This window comes from Desulfuromonas sp. KJ2020, assembly GCF_024197615.1.
In the GTDB taxonomy this organism is placed as follows: domain Bacteria; phylum Desulfobacterota; class Desulfuromonadia; order Desulfuromonadales; family SZUA-540; genus SZUA-540.
Window position 1 is genome coordinate 1,491,379 of record NZ_JAKUKE010000001.1, and the last position, 17,750, is coordinate 1,509,128.

General features: G+C 60.6%; 18 protein-coding genes. 7 read left to right on the forward strand and 11 right to left on the reverse strand.

Annotation, left to right across the window (positions count from 1 at the left end):
• Window positions 1–12: 12 nt before the first annotated feature.
• Window positions 13–714, reverse strand: a complete 702-nt coding sequence (locus MJO47_RS06805; protein WP_371926650.1) for a response regulator transcription factor — start codon at window positions 712–714, stop codon at window positions 13–15.
• Window positions 714–1,670, reverse strand: coding sequence for a sensor histidine kinase KdpD (locus MJO47_RS06810; protein ID WP_253960362.1), 957 nt, complete (start codon window positions 1,668–1,670; stop codon window positions 714–716). The genes MJO47_RS06805 and MJO47_RS06810 overlap by 1 nt, the downstream gene beginning before the upstream one ends.
• A 147-nt stretch (window positions 1,671–1,817) precedes the next feature.
• Here MJO47_RS06810 and MJO47_RS06815 point away from each other — a divergent pair, with 147 nt between their 5' ends.
• The 5 genes from MJO47_RS06815 (at window position 1,818) to MJO47_RS06835 (ending at window position 6,511) form a co-directional block, all read left to right on the forward strand.
• Window positions 1,818–2,915: a nitronate monooxygenase family protein gene (locus tag MJO47_RS06815; RefSeq protein WP_253960363.1), complete on the forward strand. Its 1,098-nt coding sequence runs from the start codon at window positions 1,818–1,820 to the stop codon at window positions 2,913–2,915.
• A gap of 162 nt (window positions 2,916–3,077) precedes the next feature.
• Entirely contained in the window at window positions 3,078–4,184 is a 1,107-nt protein-coding gene (locus MJO47_RS06820; protein ID WP_253960364.1) for a radical SAM/SPASM domain-containing protein, read from the forward strand.
• A gap of 86 nt (window positions 4,185–4,270) precedes the next feature.
• On the forward strand, window positions 4,271–5,299 hold the full coding sequence (gene hemE / locus MJO47_RS06825; RefSeq protein WP_253960365.1) for a uroporphyrinogen decarboxylase: 1,029 nt from the start codon (window positions 4,271–4,273) through the stop codon (window positions 5,297–5,299).
• A gap of 55 nt (window positions 5,300–5,354) precedes the next feature.
• Window positions 5,355–6,332 (forward strand): ferrochelatase, encoded by a 978-nt coding sequence (gene hemH, locus MJO47_RS06830; RefSeq protein WP_253960366.1) that lies wholly within the window; start codon window positions 5,355–5,357, stop codon window positions 6,330–6,332.
• Window positions 6,329–6,511 carry a hypothetical protein gene (locus MJO47_RS06835; protein ID WP_253960367.1) on the forward strand — a complete coding sequence of 61 codons (183 nt, stop codon included), beginning with the start codon at window positions 6,329–6,331 and terminating at the stop codon, window positions 6,509–6,511. Before hemH ends, MJO47_RS06835 begins: the two co-directional genes overlap by 4 nt.
• A gap of 56 nt (window positions 6,512–6,567) precedes the next feature.
• On the opposite strand, the gene MJO47_RS06840 is transcribed toward MJO47_RS06835, so the two are convergent.
• Window positions 6,568–7,458 carry a DnaJ C-terminal domain-containing protein gene (locus tag MJO47_RS06840; protein WP_253960368.1) on the reverse strand — a complete coding sequence of 297 codons (891 nt, stop codon included), beginning with the start codon at window positions 7,456–7,458 and terminating at the stop codon, window positions 6,568–6,570.
• A 302-nt stretch (window positions 7,459–7,760) separates the two neighbouring features.
• Here MJO47_RS06840 and hemG point away from each other — a divergent pair, with 302 nt between their 5' ends.
• A complete protein-coding gene (hemG, locus tag MJO47_RS06845; RefSeq protein ID WP_253960369.1) occupies window positions 7,761–9,170 on the forward strand; it encodes a protoporphyrinogen oxidase in 1,410 nt (469 codons plus the stop codon).
• A 12-nt stretch (window positions 9,171–9,182) separates the two neighbouring features.
• Window positions 9,183–10,133: a hypothetical protein gene (locus MJO47_RS06850; protein ID WP_253960370.1), complete on the forward strand. Its 951-nt coding sequence runs from the start codon at window positions 9,183–9,185 to the stop codon at window positions 10,131–10,133.
• Window positions 10,134–10,193: 60 nt separating this feature from the next.
• Here MJO47_RS06850 and MJO47_RS06855 read toward each other — a convergent pair whose 3' ends face one another.
• The 8 genes from MJO47_RS06855 to MJO47_RS06890 all read right to left on the reverse strand — a co-directional run bounded on the left by MJO47_RS06855 (window position 10,194) and on the right by MJO47_RS06890 (window position 17,749).
• Window positions 10,194–11,126 carry a universal stress protein gene (locus tag MJO47_RS06855; protein WP_253960371.1) on the reverse strand — a complete coding sequence of 311 codons (933 nt, stop codon included), beginning with the start codon at window positions 11,124–11,126 and terminating at the stop codon, window positions 10,194–10,196.
• 23 nt (window positions 11,127–11,149) lie between these two features.
• On the reverse strand, window positions 11,150–13,306 hold the full coding sequence (locus MJO47_RS06860; protein ID WP_253960372.1) for a cation:proton antiporter: 2,157 nt from the start codon (window positions 13,304–13,306) through the stop codon (window positions 11,150–11,152).
• Between the two features lie 187 nt (window positions 13,307–13,493).
• On the reverse strand, window positions 13,494–14,135 hold the full coding sequence (locus tag MJO47_RS06865; protein ID WP_253960373.1) for a formate dehydrogenase subunit gamma: 642 nt from the start codon (window positions 14,133–14,135) through the stop codon (window positions 13,494–13,496).
• Window positions 14,125–15,099: a 4Fe-4S dicluster domain-containing protein gene (locus MJO47_RS06870; RefSeq protein ID WP_253960374.1), complete on the reverse strand. Its 975-nt coding sequence runs from the start codon at window positions 15,097–15,099 to the stop codon at window positions 14,125–14,127. The genes MJO47_RS06865 and MJO47_RS06870 overlap by 11 nt, the downstream gene beginning before the upstream one ends.
• A 91-nt stretch (window positions 15,100–15,190) precedes the next feature.
• A complete protein-coding gene (locus tag MJO47_RS06875) occupies window positions 15,191–15,787 on the reverse strand; it encodes a TetR/AcrR family transcriptional regulator (RefSeq protein WP_253960375.1) in 597 nt (198 codons plus the stop codon).
• A 122-nt stretch (window positions 15,788–15,909) separates the two neighbouring features.
• Window positions 15,910–16,743: a selenite/tellurite reduction operon c-type cytochrome lipoprotein ExtS gene (gene extS / locus MJO47_RS06880; RefSeq protein ID WP_253960376.1), complete on the reverse strand. Its 834-nt coding sequence runs from the start codon at window positions 16,741–16,743 to the stop codon at window positions 15,910–15,912.
• Window positions 16,719–17,132, reverse strand: coding sequence for a selenite/tellurite reduction operon b-type cytochrome membrane protein ExtQ (extQ, locus tag MJO47_RS06885; RefSeq protein ID WP_253960377.1), 414 nt, complete (start codon window positions 17,130–17,132; stop codon window positions 16,719–16,721). Before extQ ends, extS begins: the two co-directional genes overlap by 25 nt.
• Window positions 17,129–17,749, reverse strand: a complete 621-nt coding sequence (locus tag MJO47_RS06890) for a cytochrome b N-terminal domain-containing protein (protein ID WP_253960549.1) — start codon at window positions 17,747–17,749, stop codon at window positions 17,129–17,131. The genes extQ and MJO47_RS06890 overlap by 4 nt, the downstream gene beginning before the upstream one ends.
• Window position 17,750: the final 1 nt, after the last annotated feature.

Below are 17,750 nucleotides of genomic sequence, written 5' to 3' on the forward strand. Positions count from 1 at the left end.
TCCCCTTTGTTGTCAGGGCTGGGCGACGAAGCGGTAGCCGCGGCCGCGCACGGTGAGAAAGTGAACGGGGTTGGCCGGGTCCGGTTCGAAGTAGCGGCGCAGGCGGACGATGAAGTTGTCCAGCGTGCGGGTCTCCGTATCCGGCGCCATGCCCCACACCAGCTTCAGCAGTTCGGCGCGGCTGAGAATTTCTCCTTCGCGATCGAAAAAGATGCGCAGCATCTTGATTTCCAGCTCGGTCAGGCTGACCTCCCCACGGGGGGTGGTGGCCGTCTGTTCCCGCAGATTCACTTCATTGCCGCCAAAGGCGTAGAAATCGCTCGGCGGCAACTCTTCCTTGTACCATCCTGAACGCCGCAGCATCCCCTTGATCCGCAATAGGAATTCGTCCAGACTGAAAGGCTTGGTCAGGTAATCGTCGGCCCCGGCGGCGAGTCCTTTGACGCGATCCCGCTCCTGGGAGCGGGCGGTGAGGATGAGGATGGGCAGGCGCGGGCTCTTTTCACGGATCTGCCGGCACACCTCCAGGCCGTCGATCCCCGGCAGGGAGAGATCGAGCACCAGCAGGGAGAAGGGGTCCCGGTTAAAGGCCTCCAGGGCCTTCTCGCCGCTATCGGCGTGAGTGACCACATAGCCTTCGGCTTCGAGGTTGAAGAGGAGCCCTCGGGCAAGGCTCGGTTCGTCTTCCACCAGCAGAATGCGGGCTTGGGGCATCATTCGTTCTCCTTGCCCGGCGAAATCAGGGGGAGGGTGATGTGCACGGTGACTCCCCGGTTTAATCCCTCACTTTCGATCCAGACCTTGCCGCGATGCAGCAGAATCACAGCCCGGATGATGAAGAGGCCCAGGCCGCTCCCCCGGATCGTCTCCCCGCTGGGCTTGACCCGGTAAAACATGCGAAAGACTTTCTTCAGCTCCTTTTTCTCCAGGCCCCGCCCCTGATCGGCGAAGGTCAGGTGAGCCTGCCCTCCTTCGGCTTTAAGGGACAGTGTGAGGACAGGGGGACCATTGCTGTAGAGCAGGGCATTCTCCAGTAGATTGCGAAAGACGGCCTTGAGCCAGTCGGTGTCGGCGCGCACATGGATTTCGGGCGCGATGTCGAGGGCCATGGTGCCGGCCTTGGGCAGGGCGTATTGTTGGGGACGGAAGTAATTCGTGACCAGTTCCGACAGGTTGCAGGGGGTCAGGTTAAGCTTGAGTCCCCGCTGTTCCAGGCGGTTGGCGGATAAAAGATTGTTCACCAGGGTGTTCAGCCGGTCGGTGTCGGCCAGCATGGTGTCGAGAAAGGTGTCCATCTGCTCCGGGTCGGGCTGGCGGCGGCGGATGGTTTCCAGATGCAGCTGGATGGAGGCGATGGGAGATTTGAGTTCGTGGGTCACCTGGGCGATGAACTGGTGCTGGGCCCGATAGAGGGAAACCTGGCGGCGCCAGTAGAGAAAGATGACGTAGACCCCGGCCAGAATGGCTCCGAGCAGCAGCAGCCCTTCGATCAGGATGAGCCAGTCCCAGCCCTTTTGCAGCAGGTCGGGGCTGTATTGTTCGGCCAGGGCGCGCAGGCGCCGGTGGCTGCCCATGAACCAGGAAACCCAGGAGATGACGATGATCACCCAGATCAGCTGGACGGCGACAAAGGCGAAGAGCGGATTGATAACGCGTCGAAAGAGCTTCATGAGCCATCTTTATCATTTCGCGAGGCGGTGAACAAGACCTATGTCACAAAGGTTTTACATAACTATTACAATCGCCTTGGTCATCTTCTGCTAGGCTGTTTTCAGTTCAGAAACCGCCAGCGATGGCTGCAGCCAAGGAGATTGACCATGACAAAGCCTTTGACCATTGGTAAACATACGGCCCGCTTCCCCGTTATTCAGGGTGGAATGGGAGTGCGCGTTTCCGCCGGCCGTCTGGCTGGAGCCGTGGCCCGCAGCGGCGGCATCGGCCTGGTTGCTGCCGCCGGCATGGCCTTGAACAGCAGCCGTTACGACGGCAAAAACTATTTTACCGCCGATCCGCTGGCGCTGAAGGATGAAATCGCCAAGGCCTACGCCATGGCTCCCGACGGCATCGTCGGCACCAACTGCATGGTCGCCGTCACCAATTTCGATGAAATGGTGCGGGCTTCCTGCGAGGGTGGCGCCAAGGTCATCGTCTGCGGCGCCGGCCTGCCCTTGAACCTTCCCGGCCTCACCACCGATTATCCCGACGTGGCCCTGATCCCCATTGTTTCGTCCGTCAAGGCGGCCGAGCTCATCGCCCGCAAATGGAAGAAGGGGTATGACCGTCTTCCCGACGCGGTGGTTGTGGAAGATCCGGACACGGCCGGTGGCCACCTGGGAGAGAAGCTGGAAAAAATCGGTGACGGCACCTACGATCAGTATGAGACGGTGCGCGGCGTCAAAGCCTATTTCCGCGAGGAATGGAATCTGGATATCCCCATCATCGCCGCCGGCGGTATCTGGGACCGCCAGGATCTTCTCCACGCCCTGGAGCAGGGCGCCGACGGCGTGCAGATGGCCAGCCGTTTTGTCTGCACCGAAGAGTGCGACGCTTCCGACGCCTTCAAAGAGGCCTATCTGAACTGCCGTCAGGAAGATATCGGACTGATCATGAGTCCGGCGGGACTTCCCGGCCGGGCCATCAAGGCCAATATCGACAAGGTGCGCCAGCGGGACGTGGATCTGAATGTGCGCTGTCCTTCCGGTTGCCTGAAGAAATGCGCCTACAAGACCGACCAGGAGCGCTTCTGTATCGTCCACGCCCTCGATCGGGCTCAGCGCGGTGACGTCGAGACGGGTCTGGTCTTTTGCGGCACCAACGCCTGGAAGGCCGACCGCATCACCACGGTGCAGGCCATCTTCGACGAACTCTTCGACCTGGCGAAACCGGAGGCGGTACCCCAGGCGGTCAATCACTGAAAAGATCGAGTGAAAGCAAGATGATGAGAAGGCAGGAGCGATCCTGCCTTTTCCTTTTTTGAAAAGGGGCAGCACCCTGTATCCTAAGAGCTTGTCATTGCTGAGGGATATGGTGTAAGATCTGGCGGAGTTTTTAATCCGCACAACCGATAAGGAGTCGGCATGGCCAAGACGGAAGAGTTTATCCCCAAGTGGATCGCTTGGGAAAGCACCCAGCGCTGCAATCTCAACTGTGTACATTGCCGCTGCTCTTCGGATCTGCAGTCCTCCGAGGGGGATTTCACCACCGAAGAGGCCTTCAAGCTGATTGATGACATCTGCGAGGTGTCCAAGCCGGTTATGGTACTTTCCGGCGGCGAGCCTCTCATGCGCAAGGATATCTTCGAGATCGCCCGCTACGGCACCGACAAGGGGCTGCGCATGTGCATGGCCACCAATGGCACCCTCATCACCGACGAGGTCTGCCGGCAGATGAAGGCGGCGGACATCAAGATGGTCTCCCTCTCGCTGGACGGCTCCACCGCGGCCATCCACGACGATTTCCGCAACTGCCCCGGCGCCTTCGAGGGGACGATCCGCGGCGCCGAGACCCTCAAACGCAACGGCATCAAGTTTCTCATCAATTCCTCCTTTACCAAGCGCAACCAGCAGGACATCGCCGCCACCTTCAAACTGGCCAAGAGCCTGGGGGCGACGGCCTGGTACATGTTCATGATCGTGCCCACCGGCCGCGGTGAGGAGATCATGAACGAGCTCATCTCCAAGGAGGACTACGAGGAGATTCTCGCCTGGCACTACGAGCAGGAGAAGCACGAGGACGACATCCTCATGCGTCCCACCTGCGCGCCGCACTACTACCGCATCGTGCCGCAGATGGCCAAGGCCGAAGGGGTCGACTTTCAGCGGCGCAGCCTGACCTTTTCCACCGGCGGCGGCAAGGGCTGCATCGCGGCCCAGACTATCTGCCTTATCGACTGCTTCGGCAACCTCAAGCCCTGCTCCTACTTCCACTCCTCCGTTGGCAACGTCAAGCAGATCCCCTTCAAGGAGCTCTGGTTCAGTTCCAAGGTGTTCAACGATCTGCGTGATTTCAAGAAGTATCAGGGCAAGTGCGGCGAGTGCGAGTTCATCAACGTCTGCGGCGGCTGCCGGGCCCGGGCCGATGCCGTGTACGGTGACTACATGGCCGAGGAGCCTTTCTGCAACTACATCCCCAACCGCACGCGCAAGCGCATGGAGAAGGAAGCGGCGGAGAACGCGGCAAAATAATGACGTCGGGGCGCAATTCATGGCGTCCAGGGCGTGATGAATCACGCCCCTACGAATCACACATCCCATAGGAGGATCCAAGCGATATGACCACGGAATACAATTTCATCAAGGCCTGCTGGGGCCAGCCCGTTGACCGCACTCCCGTCTGGCTCATGCGTCAGGCCGGTCGCTATCTTCCCCAGTACATGGAGGTCCGCAAGAAGGTCTCCTTCCTCGAACTGTGCAAGACGCCGGAGTTGGCCGCCGAGGTCACTATCCAGCCCATCGATTATCTGGGGGCCGACGCCGCTATCCTCTTTTCCGACATCCTGACGCCGGTGGAGCCCATGGGGCTCAAACTCGACTTCGTCCCCGGTCCGGTCTTTGAAAATCCGGTGCGCACCAAGGCCGACATCGACGCCCTGCGCATCCCGGTGATGGAAGAGGACGTCCCCTATGTGCTGGAGACCATCAAAATCCTGCGCCGCGAGTTCGAAGGCCGCGTGCCCCTCATCGGTTTCGGCGGCGCGCCCTTCACCCTGGCCTGCTACATGGTGGAAGGCAAGGGAAGCAAGGACTTCGCCCAGATCAAGCGCATGATGTACGGGGCGCCCGAGCTCTATGCCGCGCTCATGGACAAGGTCACCGAGATGGACCGCCAGTACCTCAATGCCCAGATCGCTGCTGGGGCCCAGGCCATCCAGATCTTCGACACCTGGGGCGGCATTGTCTCCCCCCTCGATTACGAAAAGTACATCCTGCCGTACACTACCAAGCTCATCAACGGCCTCAACCGCCAGGACATCCCCATCATCCACTTTGTCAAGGGATCGGGGACCATGCTGGACAGCGTCAAGAAGGCCGGCTCTGACGTGGTCGGGCTTGACTGGCATCTCGGCCTCGGCAAGGCCCGGGACATTCTCGGCGCCGAAATCGCCGTACAGGGGAACCTTGATCCCACCGTCCTCTACGCGCCCAAGGCGCACATCGAGACGGAGGTCAAGCGCATTCTCGATGAAAATGCCGGCCGGCCGGGCCATATTTTCAACCTCGGCCACGGCATCCTGCCCACGGTCGATCCCGAGCACGCCAAGTTCATGGTCGACTGCGTACACCGGCTCAGCCAGAAGTAACGCGTAAGGGGTGAGAAGAAATTCTCACCCCTTACTTCTCACGGGTATAGCCATCATGGAATCTGACAAGCCGATCGGCATCGTCCTGCTCAACATGGGAGGGCCCGACTCGCTGGAGGCGGTAGAGCCCTTTCTCTACAACCTCTTTTCCGATCGGGAGTTGATCCGCCTGCCGCTGGGGGCTTTGCTGCAGCGTCCTTTCGCCCGGCTGATCTCTTTTTTTCGGGCCAAAAAGGTTCGGCTGAACTATCGCGCCATCGGCGGCAAAACGCCCCTGCTCATGTGGACTCAGCGGCAGGCCGAGGGCGTGGCCAGGGCTCTGGGCACCTCCTTCAAGCCTTATGTGGCCATGCGCTACTGGCATCCTTTCGCCCAGGAGACCCTGCGCCAGATGCGGGCCGATGGGGTGGAACGGGCTGTGGTGCTCTCCATGTATCCCCATTACACCGGCGCGACGGGAGGGAGCAGCATTAACGACTTTCGCCGCGCCGCCCGCGAGCATCATCCCGACCTGCAGTTTACCGTCATTGACCAATGGTACGACTGGCCCGGCTACCTCGACGCCCTGGCCCAGCGCGTGCGGGAGGGTCTGGAGCAGTTCCATGAGCTGCGGCGGGACGAAGTGCAGATCCTCTTTTCGGCCCACGCGCTGCCGCAGAAGTTCATCGACCGCGGCGATCCTTATCTCGAACATATCCTGGCGACGGTCAAGGGAGTGATGGAGCGGGTGGGTGAGCGGCCCTGGCATCTCGGCTTCCAGAGCCGTAGCGGTCCCGTCAAGTGGATGGAGCCGGACACCGTCGAGGTTATCGACACCTTGGCGGCGGAGGGGCACAAGGCCGTCCTCATGGTGCCGATCTCCTTTGTTTCTGACCACATCGAAACCCTGCACGAGATCGACATCGAGTATGCCGAACACGCCTACAAGGCCGGCATCCCTTCCTTCCAGCGGGTGCCCTCTTTAAACGACCACGACGATTTTATCCAGGCCCTGGCCGGCCTGGTGCGCGACTCTCTGGAGAAACCGGCATGAAAACCTGCGCCATCTGCGGCAAGACCTTCGACCCTGCGGCCCCGCTCGATAATCCCAGTGAACAGGCCGGTCTGCACATGGCCCGCGAGCTCTATGACGATGCCGATCAGCTCTGCCCTCAGTGCCTGGCCAATCGCGGCACCCTGGGGATGATGTACTGCACTGAGTTCTACGGTTGAGAATCGTTTCAGCGCCCCACGCAAAAAGGGCCTCCCGCGGTGGAGAGGCCCTTTTTTCATAGTCCGTTCTTTTGCAGCTCTTCCAGTAGTTTTCGCTGCCTGTCGGTAAGTTTCTGCGGCACGTCCACCTCGACGATGGCGTAGAGGTCGCCTTTTTCCTGCTTGCCGCTGCCGGGCACCCCGAAGCCCTTGAGGCGGATCTTCTTGCCGGCCGAGGTGCCGGCGGGCACCTTCACACGTTTGGGGCCTTCCAGGGTAGGAACCTCCACCGAGGTGCCGAGGCAGGCGCCGCTGAAGGGCACCTGTATGCGGGCATAGAGGTCCTGGCCCTCGCGGGTAAGGGTGGGGTCCGGGTCCACCTTGATCTCCAGGTAGAGATCGCCGGGCGGGCCTCCCATGGGGCTGGGGCCGCCCTTGCCGGCGACACGCAGCTTCTTGCCCGGCTCGACCCCGGCGGGGATGCGGACCTGCAGGTGCTCCACCTGATCGCCCTGTTTGTAGTCAACCCGGCGCTCGCCGCCGAGGACCGCCTGGCGAAAGGGGATGGTAAGGGACATCAGGTAGTCCTGCCCCTTGACCGCCTGTCGGCGGGTGGAGCCCGTGAAGGGGGCTTTGCGGCCGCCGCCGAACAGATGGCTGAAGATGTCGTCGGTGCCGAAACCGAACTCGCGGAAGATATCCCCCACATCGAAGTCGCGGTAAATGTCTTCCTGGCTGTAGCGCTGGTGGAAGCCGGTCGAGCCGAACTGGTCGTACTGCTTCTTTTTGTCGGGATTCGACAGCACGGCGTAGGCCTCGGTGATTTCCTTGAAGCGCTCTTCCGCCTTCTTGTCACCCGGATTTTTGTCGGGATGGTATTTCAGGGCCAGCTTGCGGTAGGCCTTCTTGATCTCTTCGGCCGAGGCCTCCTTGGCCACGCCGAGCACATCATAGTAATTCTTGGTCATGCGGTCTCCTGCCTGTGTAGAGCCTGTGTCGGAACTTACTATAATTACGCCGGCCCGCTGCGTCAAGCGCGCGCCGGTCAAAATGCAGGGGTAAAGGCATATTCCTTGCTTTATATGGAGCCTGAAAGTGACGCCGGGCGGTCCGCCGAGACAGAGAGTGCAGGTTCCGCTTGACCCCGCCGGTGGGCTGTTCTATGTTTTTTCGTGCGGGTGTGGGTTGAAAATACCCATCTTCCCGGTTATTTGACCAGGTCGGTCTAGGTCCTTTGAATCCATTCCATCCTCCAACCCAAGGAGCTACGATGCGCGTCGCCATTATCGGAGCCGGTATTTCCGGTCTGTCCACGGCTTTTGCCATTGAACGCCTGGCCCGCGAGGCCGGCCTCGACCTGCAGACGGTCATTTTTGAAAAGAAAGAGCGCACCGGCGGCAAAATTCACAGTATCCAGGAAGAGGGCTATTTGTGCGAATGGGGCCCCAACGGCTTTCTCGACAACAAGCCCATGACCCTTGAACTCTGCGATCGGCTAAATATCCGCGGCCAGCTGGCCCGCTCCAACGACAATGCCCGCAAGCGCTTCATCTATTCGGAAGGGCAGTTGCACCGTCTGCCCGAAAACGGACCTTCCTTCCTGAAATCCCCGCTGATCTCCTGGCCGGGCAAGCTGCGCCTCGCCTGTGAGACGCTGATTCCCGCCTACCGGGGTGAAGAGGATGAGACCCTCGCGCATTTTGCCCGCCGCCGCCTGGGCGAGGAAGCTCTCGACAAGCTTATCGCCCCCATGGTTTCCGGTATTTTTGCCGGCGACCCAGAGACCATGAGCCTCAAGAGCTGTTTCCCCCGCATCCATCAACTTGAGCAGGAATACGGCGGCCTGATCAAGGCCATGGTCAAGCTGGCCAAAAAGAAGAAGGCCGAGCGCAAGGCCGGCAAGGTCGTCGCCAGTGCCGCTGGCCCCGGCGGAGTCCTCACGTCCTTTGTCGGCGGCATCCAGGAATTGACGGACCGTCTGCAGGAGGCCGTCACCGGGGAACTGCGCACGGGGGTGGGCGTCAACGGCGTCCTGCCCAAGCAAGGGGGGTTCGAGCTGCATCTGGAAGACGGCTCTATCGAAGAGGCGGAGGTGGTGGTCAGCGCCGCGCCCGCCTACGCCCTGGCCGGCATGCTGGAAGAGTCGCTGCCCGAGGTAGCGCAGACGCTCAAGGAGATCCCCTATGCCTCCATGAACGTGGTCTGCTTCGGCTATGCGCGGGAGCAGATTGCCCGGGATCTGGACGGTTTTGGCTATCTCATCCCTCGCAAGGAAGGGCGCCACACTCTCGGAACCCTGTGGGATTCCAGTATCTTTCCGAACCGCGCCCCCGAGGGGCATGTCCTTTTGCGATCCATGATGGGCGGCGCGACCAATCCCGGCGCCTTTGACCTGGCGGAAACGGAGGTTAAGTCGCGGGTGATGGAGGACCTGGCCACCATCATGGGGATCAAGGCCGAGCCGCAGTTCGTGCGCATCTTCCGTCACCGTCGCGCCATCCCTCAGTATGTGGCGGGACACGCCAATAAATTGCTGGCTCTGGATGAAAGGCTCAAGGCTTGTCCCGGATTGTTCTTCACGGGCAACGCCTATTTCGGCGTCGGGCTCAACGACTGCGTCAACGCCTCCAATCAGATGGCAGAAAAAGTGCTGGCCCATGTTCGGGCCACCAAGGTCTGAGAATTCTCCCGATTGATGCGTCGAATCCGCACTTCAGCCGCTCCCGCTTCCGCGGGTCGGGATATCGGCCGGATCGTCGGCCTGGTGGTCGTCTTCTACCTGGCCTGGGTGGGATTTTCTCTGGGTGTGCAACACCTGCCGGCCCCCGCCATGCTCAGGGAGCTGCTCCCCCTGCTGACCCTGGGGTTGCATCTGGGCTTTGCCGCTCTGGCCTTGGCCCTCTTTCACCGCACTTTCAGCCGGATATTCAAGGCCCATCCTCGCTTGCGCCTGGCGTTGATTGCCTTTTGCGTCCTGGTGGCCCTGGCTCTGTACGGTGGCAGTCGCTGGCTGGTGCTGTCACCGTCGGTTTTTGTCGACCTGTTCGGCACGGCCAACCTGCTGCTGCTGGCCATGGTGGTGGGGAGCTGGATGACGACCGCCTTGAGCCGTCCGGCCGAATTGGTCCCCGTTTGCCTGGTGATGTCGCTGGTCGATATTTTCAGTGTGAGCCGCGGCCCCAGTCGCTTTATCGCCGGTCGCATTGAGGAGTTCTATCTGAAGGGGAGGGAGGGGCTGCCCCCTGTCGGCGACTTTCTGCTCATCAAGATGACGCTCCCCGGCGGCACGGCTGCCTTTCCGGTCTTTGGCGTATCCGACTGGATCATAGTCGCCTTTCTGGCCCTGGCGTCCGCCCGGTTCGAGTATAACGACAATCTGTTGGGACCTGGCCTCGCCACCCTTGGTGAGACAAAACGACCGGCTCTCTACTTCCCGCTGCCGGCGGCCGCCCTGCTGCTTGCCGTCCTGCTGGCCCAATTTACGGGCGTCTTCCTGCCGGCCCTCCCCTTTATTTCCGTCCTTTTCCTAACCTTCCTCTTTGTGCGTTATCCGGCCAGCCGTCAGCTGCTGCGGACTGACTGGATGCTGGTGCTGACCGCCTTTGGGGTCATGGCCGCGCTCATGCTCCTTCCCCCACGTTAGTCCAGGGCCAGGTCTCTGAAAAATTATCACCAGTGTGACAAAAGGAGTGATGCTTTCTGGTCATTCGTCAAGTTTTACCGGCGATACAAAGCCGGGTGGCTTGATGGCAAGGACCGAGCAGGGGAGCTGTTCCAGAATCGCTTCCGCCGTGTTGCCGATGAAGAGGCCCGAAACCCCGGTGCGGGCGAGCGTTCCCATGACCACTAGATCGGCCTGTAGCTTTTCGGCCATAGCGGAGATTTCACGCTGGGGGGAGCCTTTTTGTAAATGGTAACGTGGCCGCAGTTGGCCGTAGAGCTCTTCACCGACCTGCTTCCGCAGGCTGTCTTCGATTCTGGATAGGGCACCTTGATGACGCAGGCGCTCCATTTCCACGTAGGTCGCAACCTCATCAGGCGACTTGTCGCTCCACCGCCGCACAATCCCCTCGGCGAAGCCCTCCCAGGCGTGGACCAGATGCAGGGCGGCGCCGTCGGAGACGGCCAGGGCACTGGCCAGGGCGAGGATTTCGCTGTTGAGGGTTGTTTCCGTCTCGTCCGACCGCACGGGATTGACGTCGACGGCGGCCAGGATACGGCTGTAATGGGGAGTCTCCGGTACCTTCATCAACCAGACGGGGCAGGGACATTTGCGCAGCAGATGCATGTCGGTGCTGCCAAAGAGGCGTTGGATGAAACCGGGATTTTCGGCCGCCTTAATAACCAGGTCGTAACCGTGGCGCAGGACGGCACGGATAATTTCCCGAAAGGCCGAACCCACCAGAACGTCGGTCCGGATGTTCGGATTCTGACCATAAGGGACGGCCAGTTCCTGCAGCGCCTGCCGCTGGAAGGCGACCTCCTCGTCCTGGTACTCCGGTTCGATCTTGGTAAGGGTGGAGACGATCGTAAGTTTCGCCTCGTGGCGGGCAGCCAGGGAAACAGCGCGAGTCAGGGCGGAAGCCTGGTCCACCAAAGGTTCGCTGACATAGAGAATGTTTCTGAAACGTTTCATGGTGTCGATCCCTCTCCCGTGCCTTAAAGGGGCTCCTGTCCCCTCAACTGCTGAATAGCGGTAACCTTGCCGATCACAATAAGATTGTCGCCGCCTTGCAGACGCTCCTCCGACTGGAGGCTCATGATGGATTCCTGCCCGCGACGGATACCGACCAGGGTGACGCCGTAGGTCTGCCGAAAGCGCAACTCGGCCAGCGACTTGCCGGAAAGGCTCGAATCGGAGGCCACGCGGATTTCTGCCAGTTCGAAATGGTCTCCTTCCTGTGCCTTTTCCGGCGCCGCCAGCTGGTTCAGGGTCATCTCCGCTTCCTTGAGTTCGGCCGGCGATCCCATGATGAGAAGACGATCGGCCGGGTAGATACGAAAATCCGGAGTTGGTTCATAGTGGACGCGCCCGCCGCGGCTGACCGCCAGAATCGAAATCCCCGTGGTCGAAGTCAGGGGAAGGTCGCGGATCGTCTCTCCGGCTACGGCCGCATCTGACTTGATCCGCACCTCCAGAAAGGAAACCGGCCAGTCGATGCTGGATGGCAGCAACTCCATGGCGTAAGTCAGGGCGTCGGCAGCCTGCTCGGTGGCGTCGACAAAGGGGCGGAAAATCAGATGCGCGCCGACTTTTTCAAACTCACGTACTTCTGCTGCCGTCGTGGCGGTAAGGGCCACCTTGCCCGCATACCCCTCTTTTTTGAGATTGTGGATCAGGGCCAGATTCATCGCCTTGTCCCGCACGGCGCTGATGACCCAGCGTGCTTTGTGCAGTGGCAGATACTCGTGGATGTCCGGGTCGGCCATATCGCCATAGATAACCGGCAGTCCCCGTTGGCGCCAGCTGTCCAGAGCGCCAGGATCAAAGTCGATCCCCATCACCGCCTTCTGGCGACGCAGCAGGTATTCGGCCAGGCCGCTGCCATAGTTGCCCAGGCCGAAGAGGATGACATCGACCGGAATGCTCTCCTTGAGGGTGTCGATGGCCGACTCCCGGTACGGGTTGCGCCGTTCGAAGATCGTCAAAGGAGCCGACAGGACATTATAGAGGGGAGCAGAATAGAGGATCATGTAGGTGGAGATGAAAATGGTGACCACGCCGACCAGGGTGATCAGACCGACGGTTTCGTTGCTGATATGGCCGAGACTCAAGCCCAGGGCGGCCACGATAAGGGAAAATTCACTGATCTGGGCCACCGTGAGTCCGGCCAGGAAACTGGTGCGGCGTCGGTAACCCATCCAGCCCATGATGATAAGGACGATCAGGGGGTTGCCGATGAGGACGAAGAGGGAGAAGACCACGGACGATCCCAGCTGGGAGCCGACCGTGGACCATTCCAGGCGGGAGCCGAGGTCGATAAAAAAGAAGAGTAGCAGAAAATCACGCAGCCCAGTGAGGCGCCCGCCGATGGCGTCGCGGTAGTCGGTGGAGGCCAGGGACACGCCGGCGAGGAAAGCGCCTACCTCTTTGCTGAAGCCAAGCAGTTCGCTGCCGGCCCCGAGAAAGACCGCCCAGGCGATGGCGAAGAGGGTCAGCAGTTCAAGGGAGTGGGCCAGACGTCGGGTCAGGCCAGGGAGGACGAACTTCATGAGCAGGGCGACGACCCCCAGTAACCCCAGGCCCTTGGCGACGATCTCCAGCGCGGTGAGAAAAGGAGAGCCCTCGCCGGCGACCGAGGAACCCAGGGTGGTGAGGCCGACCAGGGCCAGGATGGCGGCGATATCCTGCACGATAAGAAAACCGATAGCGATCTGGCCGTGCAGGGAGTCGATCTCCTTTTTGTCGGAGAGCAGTTTGACGATGATGATGGTGCTGGAAAAGGTCAGGGCTACGGCCACGTAGGTGGCGCTCAGCCAGGAGAGATCCAGGGCCAGGGCGATGGCAAAACCGATGATGGAGGTGAAGATGATCTGACCCAGTCCCGTGGCCAGCGCGACGGGGCCGGTCGTGCGGATCAGGTGCAGATCGAGCTTGAGGCCAACGATGAAGAGCAGCAGAGCGATGCCGATGTGGGCCAGCAGTTCGATCTGGTGATAGCTCTGAATGATGCCGAGACCGGAAGGCCCGGCCAGGATGCCGGTGGCCAGAAACATGATGATGAGAGGCTGGCGCAGCTTTTGGCCGATAATGCCAAGAAGAGTGGCTAAGCCAAGGATCGAGGCGATTTCGAGAAAAGAGCTTCCTTCTGTCATGCGGCGTAACTCCAGGGTGCTACCCGGTGGATATGGTTGTTCTCAGGCCAAGTCGATCTGGTAAGTGTACCTGACTTTGCCCTTTTTTTGCAGCACAATGAGCAGCCCTTCTGTCGTAGATGATCACAAAAAAAGGCCGACATAAGCCGGCCTCTTCCTTCCGATCAAGCATCACGTTGCTGACGCCTCAGATATCCCACTCCCTGTGGCGATGCTCGGCGTAGTCGCGGCGCACCTTTCCCGTAAACATGGAGGGGAGAAGGGGACGGTTGGCCTTGATCAGAAATGCGCCAAGGTGGGCGACGAACAGGCCGAGAAAGGCCATGGTTGCCAGCGTGTGAGTCAGGGTCACCACCTGCAGAAAGGTTGGATCCAGCGTGATAACGCCGGTGTTTTTGTAGACCTTGATCAGGCCGGTGGTGATGAGCAGCAGCGAAGTGAGGCCCATGGCCGCGTAAGCCAGGCGCTGTTCGGCTAGAAACTTGCCGTTCGGCGGCTCTTCCTGGTCTGTCACCATGGCCTTGATGATCTCGATGCTCTCTTTGACATCCCCCTTTCGCGGGACGGCGGCAAATTCACGGCGACGCAGATGAAAGACCAGGTGGAAAAAGACGGCGGCGGTGAAGATCATGGCGGCCATATAGTGGATGACCTGTTGAATAAGGAAGTTGGTGGACCAGCTCAGCCCCGGCAATTCGTTGACATAGAAGCGGCCGTACAGAGGCATGGTGCCGAAGCCGGAAAAGATCAGAACCAGGCCGCTGATGGCCACGGCCCAGTGGGTCAGGCGCACGGCCCCGTCATGACGCGATACGAAACTATTTTTCATCGTTCTTCTCCCTTTTTGATACCGTGGCGGCAAAGGCGCCGACGACGCCGGCCACCGGGGCGAGCAGGGCCGCCTTGGCCAGGGTACTCTGCTTCTCCAGGGCGTTTTCGGGGCTATGCAAGCGCATGACCTTGGCGGAATCAGTTCCTTGCCGCAGGGCGGCATCGATCTGGTCAAAGGGCACTTTAGAGACATACAGGGTCGCGGTGCCGCCGTGCTCCGTTTTGCCGTAAAGGTGACCGGAGTAAGAAACGGCCAACGCCTCTGCCTGTCGCAGAATATCCTGGCGATGGCCGATGTGCATGGCGCCCTGCGGACAGGCCGTCATGCAGGCGGGCTTTTCGCCCCGGGCCAGATCGTCGCGGCAGAGGTCGCATTTGTACATGACGCCGCCGCCGACGGGAGCGGGGTCGAGATAGGTGTAGACCCCAACGCCGGCCTGACGCTGAGGGACATCCCAGGGGCAGACGGTGCGACACTTGGCGCCGCCGAAGCAGAGGGAGGGATCGATGTGCACCGGTCCGTCCTTGTCCTTCTTGGCGGTGCCAAAGGGGCAGAGCTTGACGCAGGGCGGATTGTCGCAGTGCATGCAGCGGCGCGGGATGGTCAGTTCCTGTGGCTGGCCATCGACTTCGACGGTGACCTTCTGCACAAAGAGCCAGTTGTAGGGAGTCAGGCGTTCCGTCAACTCGCGACGGCCACTCCAGTCCTCGTGGGATTTCTGGGGCCAGTAATCCTTGAGCATGGCCGGATCGGGCTCGGGAAAGCGGGAGGCGTTATGCCGGCGGCAGGCCGACACACAGGCTGGCGTGTCCTTGCCGGGACAGCCGTCGCAGCGGGTCAGATCGATCAGGGTGGCGTAGGAATCGTCGGCAAGAGCCGCCTGTGCCCGGCCCTTGGGAACGACCGTGGCCGCGGTGGCCGCAGCCACGCCGGCCAGAAAACTTCTGCGGGAAAATTTCATAGACACCTCTTTTTCATTTCTTGCGGAAAGTTCAATGGGGCTTTTGTTTGGGGTGAAACGAACGTTCGTTCGGTGTAAGCAGGTAAAAAATTTATCTGCTGACCGATTTCCAGGAGCATTGCCAAACCGGTTCGAAATAAAGCGATACCTTGTCTTGGATAAGGCCGTCCAAGTAGAGATAGACCATGCGCATGGGGCCTCCAAACAGGCTGGTGACCGCCACGATGGGATCCATGATCGCGATTTCCCCATTATCCATCCCTTCCTGAACCATCTGTTTCATCAGGGCGAAAGGGCTGGACGAACAGATGGGGACGCCGTCCGACATGAAGTCGCGGTGGCGGGCGTTCAGGATGAATTCCATGGCCGCCGGCTGGCTATCCGCCATGGAGAACAGCAGAGCGACTGCGGCCCGGCAGCGCTCATAGGCGCTGGTGTGCGCAGCCAGAATGTTGCGCATGGCCTCTTCCATTTGTGTCAGCAGATCGTGGTGGATCGCCTTGGCGATGGCTTCTTTGCTGGCAAAATGGTGATAGATGGAGCCGATACTGATATCCGCTTCTTTGCGGATATCCTGTACGGAGGTATTGAAATAGCCGTTACGGGAAAAGAGCCCCAAGGCCGTATCGAGAATCAGACTCCGGGTCGTCTCGGGTGTGGATGTTTTTGTTCTAGGCTCTGTCGTCATAAAAGTCAGCGGCGTTTGGCGGGCTGGCCTACCAGTGGTTAAACGTATTTATAGCCCTCGGTTAATATATTGAAAAGTGAATATATAGAAAGGGCTATCCCAGGTCAAGCTTTTAATGAGACTCAGGGCGAGACCGCTTCCAGCGGTGATAGGGGGGGGATGTCCAGGGTCTGCACGAGTTGGGAAAACTCGCCGTCTTTGAAGACGATGGGCAGCATGCGGGTGAGGGGGCGAAGTTTGCGGGGATTTTTGAGCCATTTTTCCAGGTCTTGTTCAGACCAAGGGGCCTCCTTGCCGGGTTTTTCCAGGCTGCGCGGATAATAGGGGGTGAGCAGGCCCGAGAGGTTGGGGGCCGTTTCCCCCTCGCCGAGTCCACCCTCTTTTACGGTGAGGGCGCGGTGACAACCGCCACAGCGTTTGGCGAAGATGTTTTCCGAGGCGGCGCCTGCTTTCTCAAAGTGAATGACCAGCGGCGTCTCGGCGACCGATGGCGGGACCGCTGTCCCCTCTTTGAGCAGCAGCGTCACCAGGGCGGCAAGATCCTCCGGCCCGAAACGGAAGTTCGGCATCAGGGCCACGGGCTGGCGGATGCTCTCTTCCAGCTCCAGCGGCGGTGTGACGGCGGCGGTGCGGTCGAGATTGCTGGCCAGGGTGGTGCCCTTGCCACCCAAGGTGTGGCAGCGCCGGCAACCGGCCTGGTCGGCCAGGGTAGCGCCGCGCTTCACCACGGCAGAGTCGGTCAGGCTGAAGGTGGCATGGCGGCCGGGCACGAAGCGGTCGTGGGCGATCTCTCTGCGCATGGTGCCGGGGTGCCCGCGATGGCAGTCGGTACAGGTGCCCTGGCTGTCGTAGTGAGTCTCATGACAGCGCAGGCACAGGGGTTGACCGGCTGCGTTGGAGGCGCCGATGGGCAGAGCCAGCAGACAAAGAATCAGAACGGCAGCACGAAAGCCCAATTTTCACCTCGAAAAAACATGGCAATCAGCGTCAGGGTCAAAATGCCGAAAAAGGCGACCAGGCAGAGGGTGGTGGCCAGAAACTGATCCCGGCCAAACCAGCGCGCGCGGGAGGCCGGCGGCGATCCCGGCAGGAAAGGCAGCAGCAGAAAGGCCAGGGCACCGGCGATGATGAGATAGACCAGATACTTGGAATAGCTCACCAGCTCCTGGGTCCACAGCAGGAACCAGGCGGATTTGACGGGATTGGGCACGGTGGCGATGTCGGCCGGCCCCTGCAGGGGAGCGGGGAGGAGCAGGGCCAGCCCCATGAGAACGAGACAGGTGACCCAGGCCGCGCGTTTGATGAGAGGGAAGAAACCCTCGGCGCTGAAGACGTATTTTTTCATAGGTAGGGCAATACTCCCTTGTCCCGCCGGATGCGGTAAAAGTGCAGCAGGCAGAGTGCGAGCATGCAGGCCGGCACAAAGACGATATGCAGGGCGTAAAAGCGCAGCAGCGACAGCTCGCCGCCGACCTCATCGGGCACCAGAATCCGTTTCAGCGCCGGGCCGCCGGGCACCGTGGCCAGCAGCTCCATCCCCGTCTGCGTGGCCCACAGGGCGAGCTGATCCATGGGCAGCAGGTAGCCGGTATAGGCGGCGAAGACGGCCAGACAGAGCAGAGCGAAACCGATAATCCAGTTCAGCTCCCGCGGTTGGCGGTAGGCTCCGGTGAGAATCACGCGCAAGGTATGGAGGAAGATAAAAATCAGCAGGGCGTGGGAGCAGATGCGGTGCAGGCTGCGGATATAGCCGCCCAGAAAGACGCTGCGCTCCAGGGCCAGAATCGACTCGAAGGCCTTCTCCGGAGTCGGCTGATAGTAGAAGATGAGCAGCAGACCGGTGGCGATGAGGAGCAAAAAGGCGGTAAAAGCCAGTCCCCCCAGGCAGAAGGTATAGGTGAGCCGCAGGTTGCGTCGCAACACCACACGGGGAAAGAGGTGGGCAATGAAGTCTCTATACACG

Coding starts and splice junctions, on each gene's coding strand:
- hemH (WP_253960366.1), top strand. CDS start 5,355: ATGGAATCTGACAAGCCGATCGGCATCGTCCTGCTCAACATGGGAGGG.
- MJO47_RS06865 (WP_253960373.1), bottom strand. CDS start 14,135: ATGAAAAATAGTTTCGTATCGCGTCATGACGGGGCCGTGCGCCTGACC.
- MJO47_RS06870 (WP_253960374.1), bottom strand. CDS start 15,099: ATGAAATTTTCCCGCAGAAGTTTTCTGGCCGGCGTGGCTGCGGCCACC.
- hemE (WP_253960365.1), top strand. CDS start 4,271: ATGACCACGGAATACAATTTCATCAAGGCCTGCTGGGGCCAGCCCGTT.
- MJO47_RS06855 (WP_253960371.1), bottom strand. CDS start 11,126: ATGAAACGTTTCAGAAACATTCTCTATGTCAGCGAACCTTTGGTGGAC.
- MJO47_RS06840 (WP_253960368.1), bottom strand. CDS start 7,458: ATGACCAAGAATTACTATGATGTGCTCGGCGTGGCCAAGGAGGCCTCG.
- MJO47_RS06810 (WP_253960362.1), bottom strand. CDS start 1,670: ATGAAGCTCTTTCGACGCGTTATCAATCCGCTCTTCGCCTTTGTCGCC.
- hemG (WP_253960369.1), top strand. CDS start 7,761: ATGCGCGTCGCCATTATCGGAGCCGGTATTTCCGGTCTGTCCACGGCT.
- MJO47_RS06815 (WP_253960363.1), top strand. CDS start 1,818: ATGACAAAGCCTTTGACCATTGGTAAACATACGGCCCGCTTCCCCGTT.
- MJO47_RS06835 (WP_253960367.1), top strand. CDS start 6,329: ATGAAAACCTGCGCCATCTGCGGCAAGACCTTCGACCCTGCGGCCCCG.
- MJO47_RS06820 (WP_253960364.1), top strand. CDS start 3,078: ATGGCCAAGACGGAAGAGTTTATCCCCAAGTGGATCGCTTGGGAAAGC.
- MJO47_RS06875 (WP_253960375.1), bottom strand. CDS start 15,787: ATGACGACAGAGCCTAGAACAAAAACATCCACACCCGAGACGACCCGG.
- extQ (WP_253960377.1), bottom strand. CDS start 17,132: ATGAAAAAATACGTCTTCAGCGCCGAGGGTTTCTTCCCTCTCATCAAA.
- MJO47_RS06805 (WP_371926650.1), bottom strand. CDS start 714: ATGCCCCAAGCCCGCATTCTGCTGGTGGAAGACGAACCGAGCCTTGCC.
- MJO47_RS06860 (WP_253960372.1), bottom strand. CDS start 13,306: ATGACAGAAGGAAGCTCTTTTCTCGAAATCGCCTCGATCCTTGGCTTA.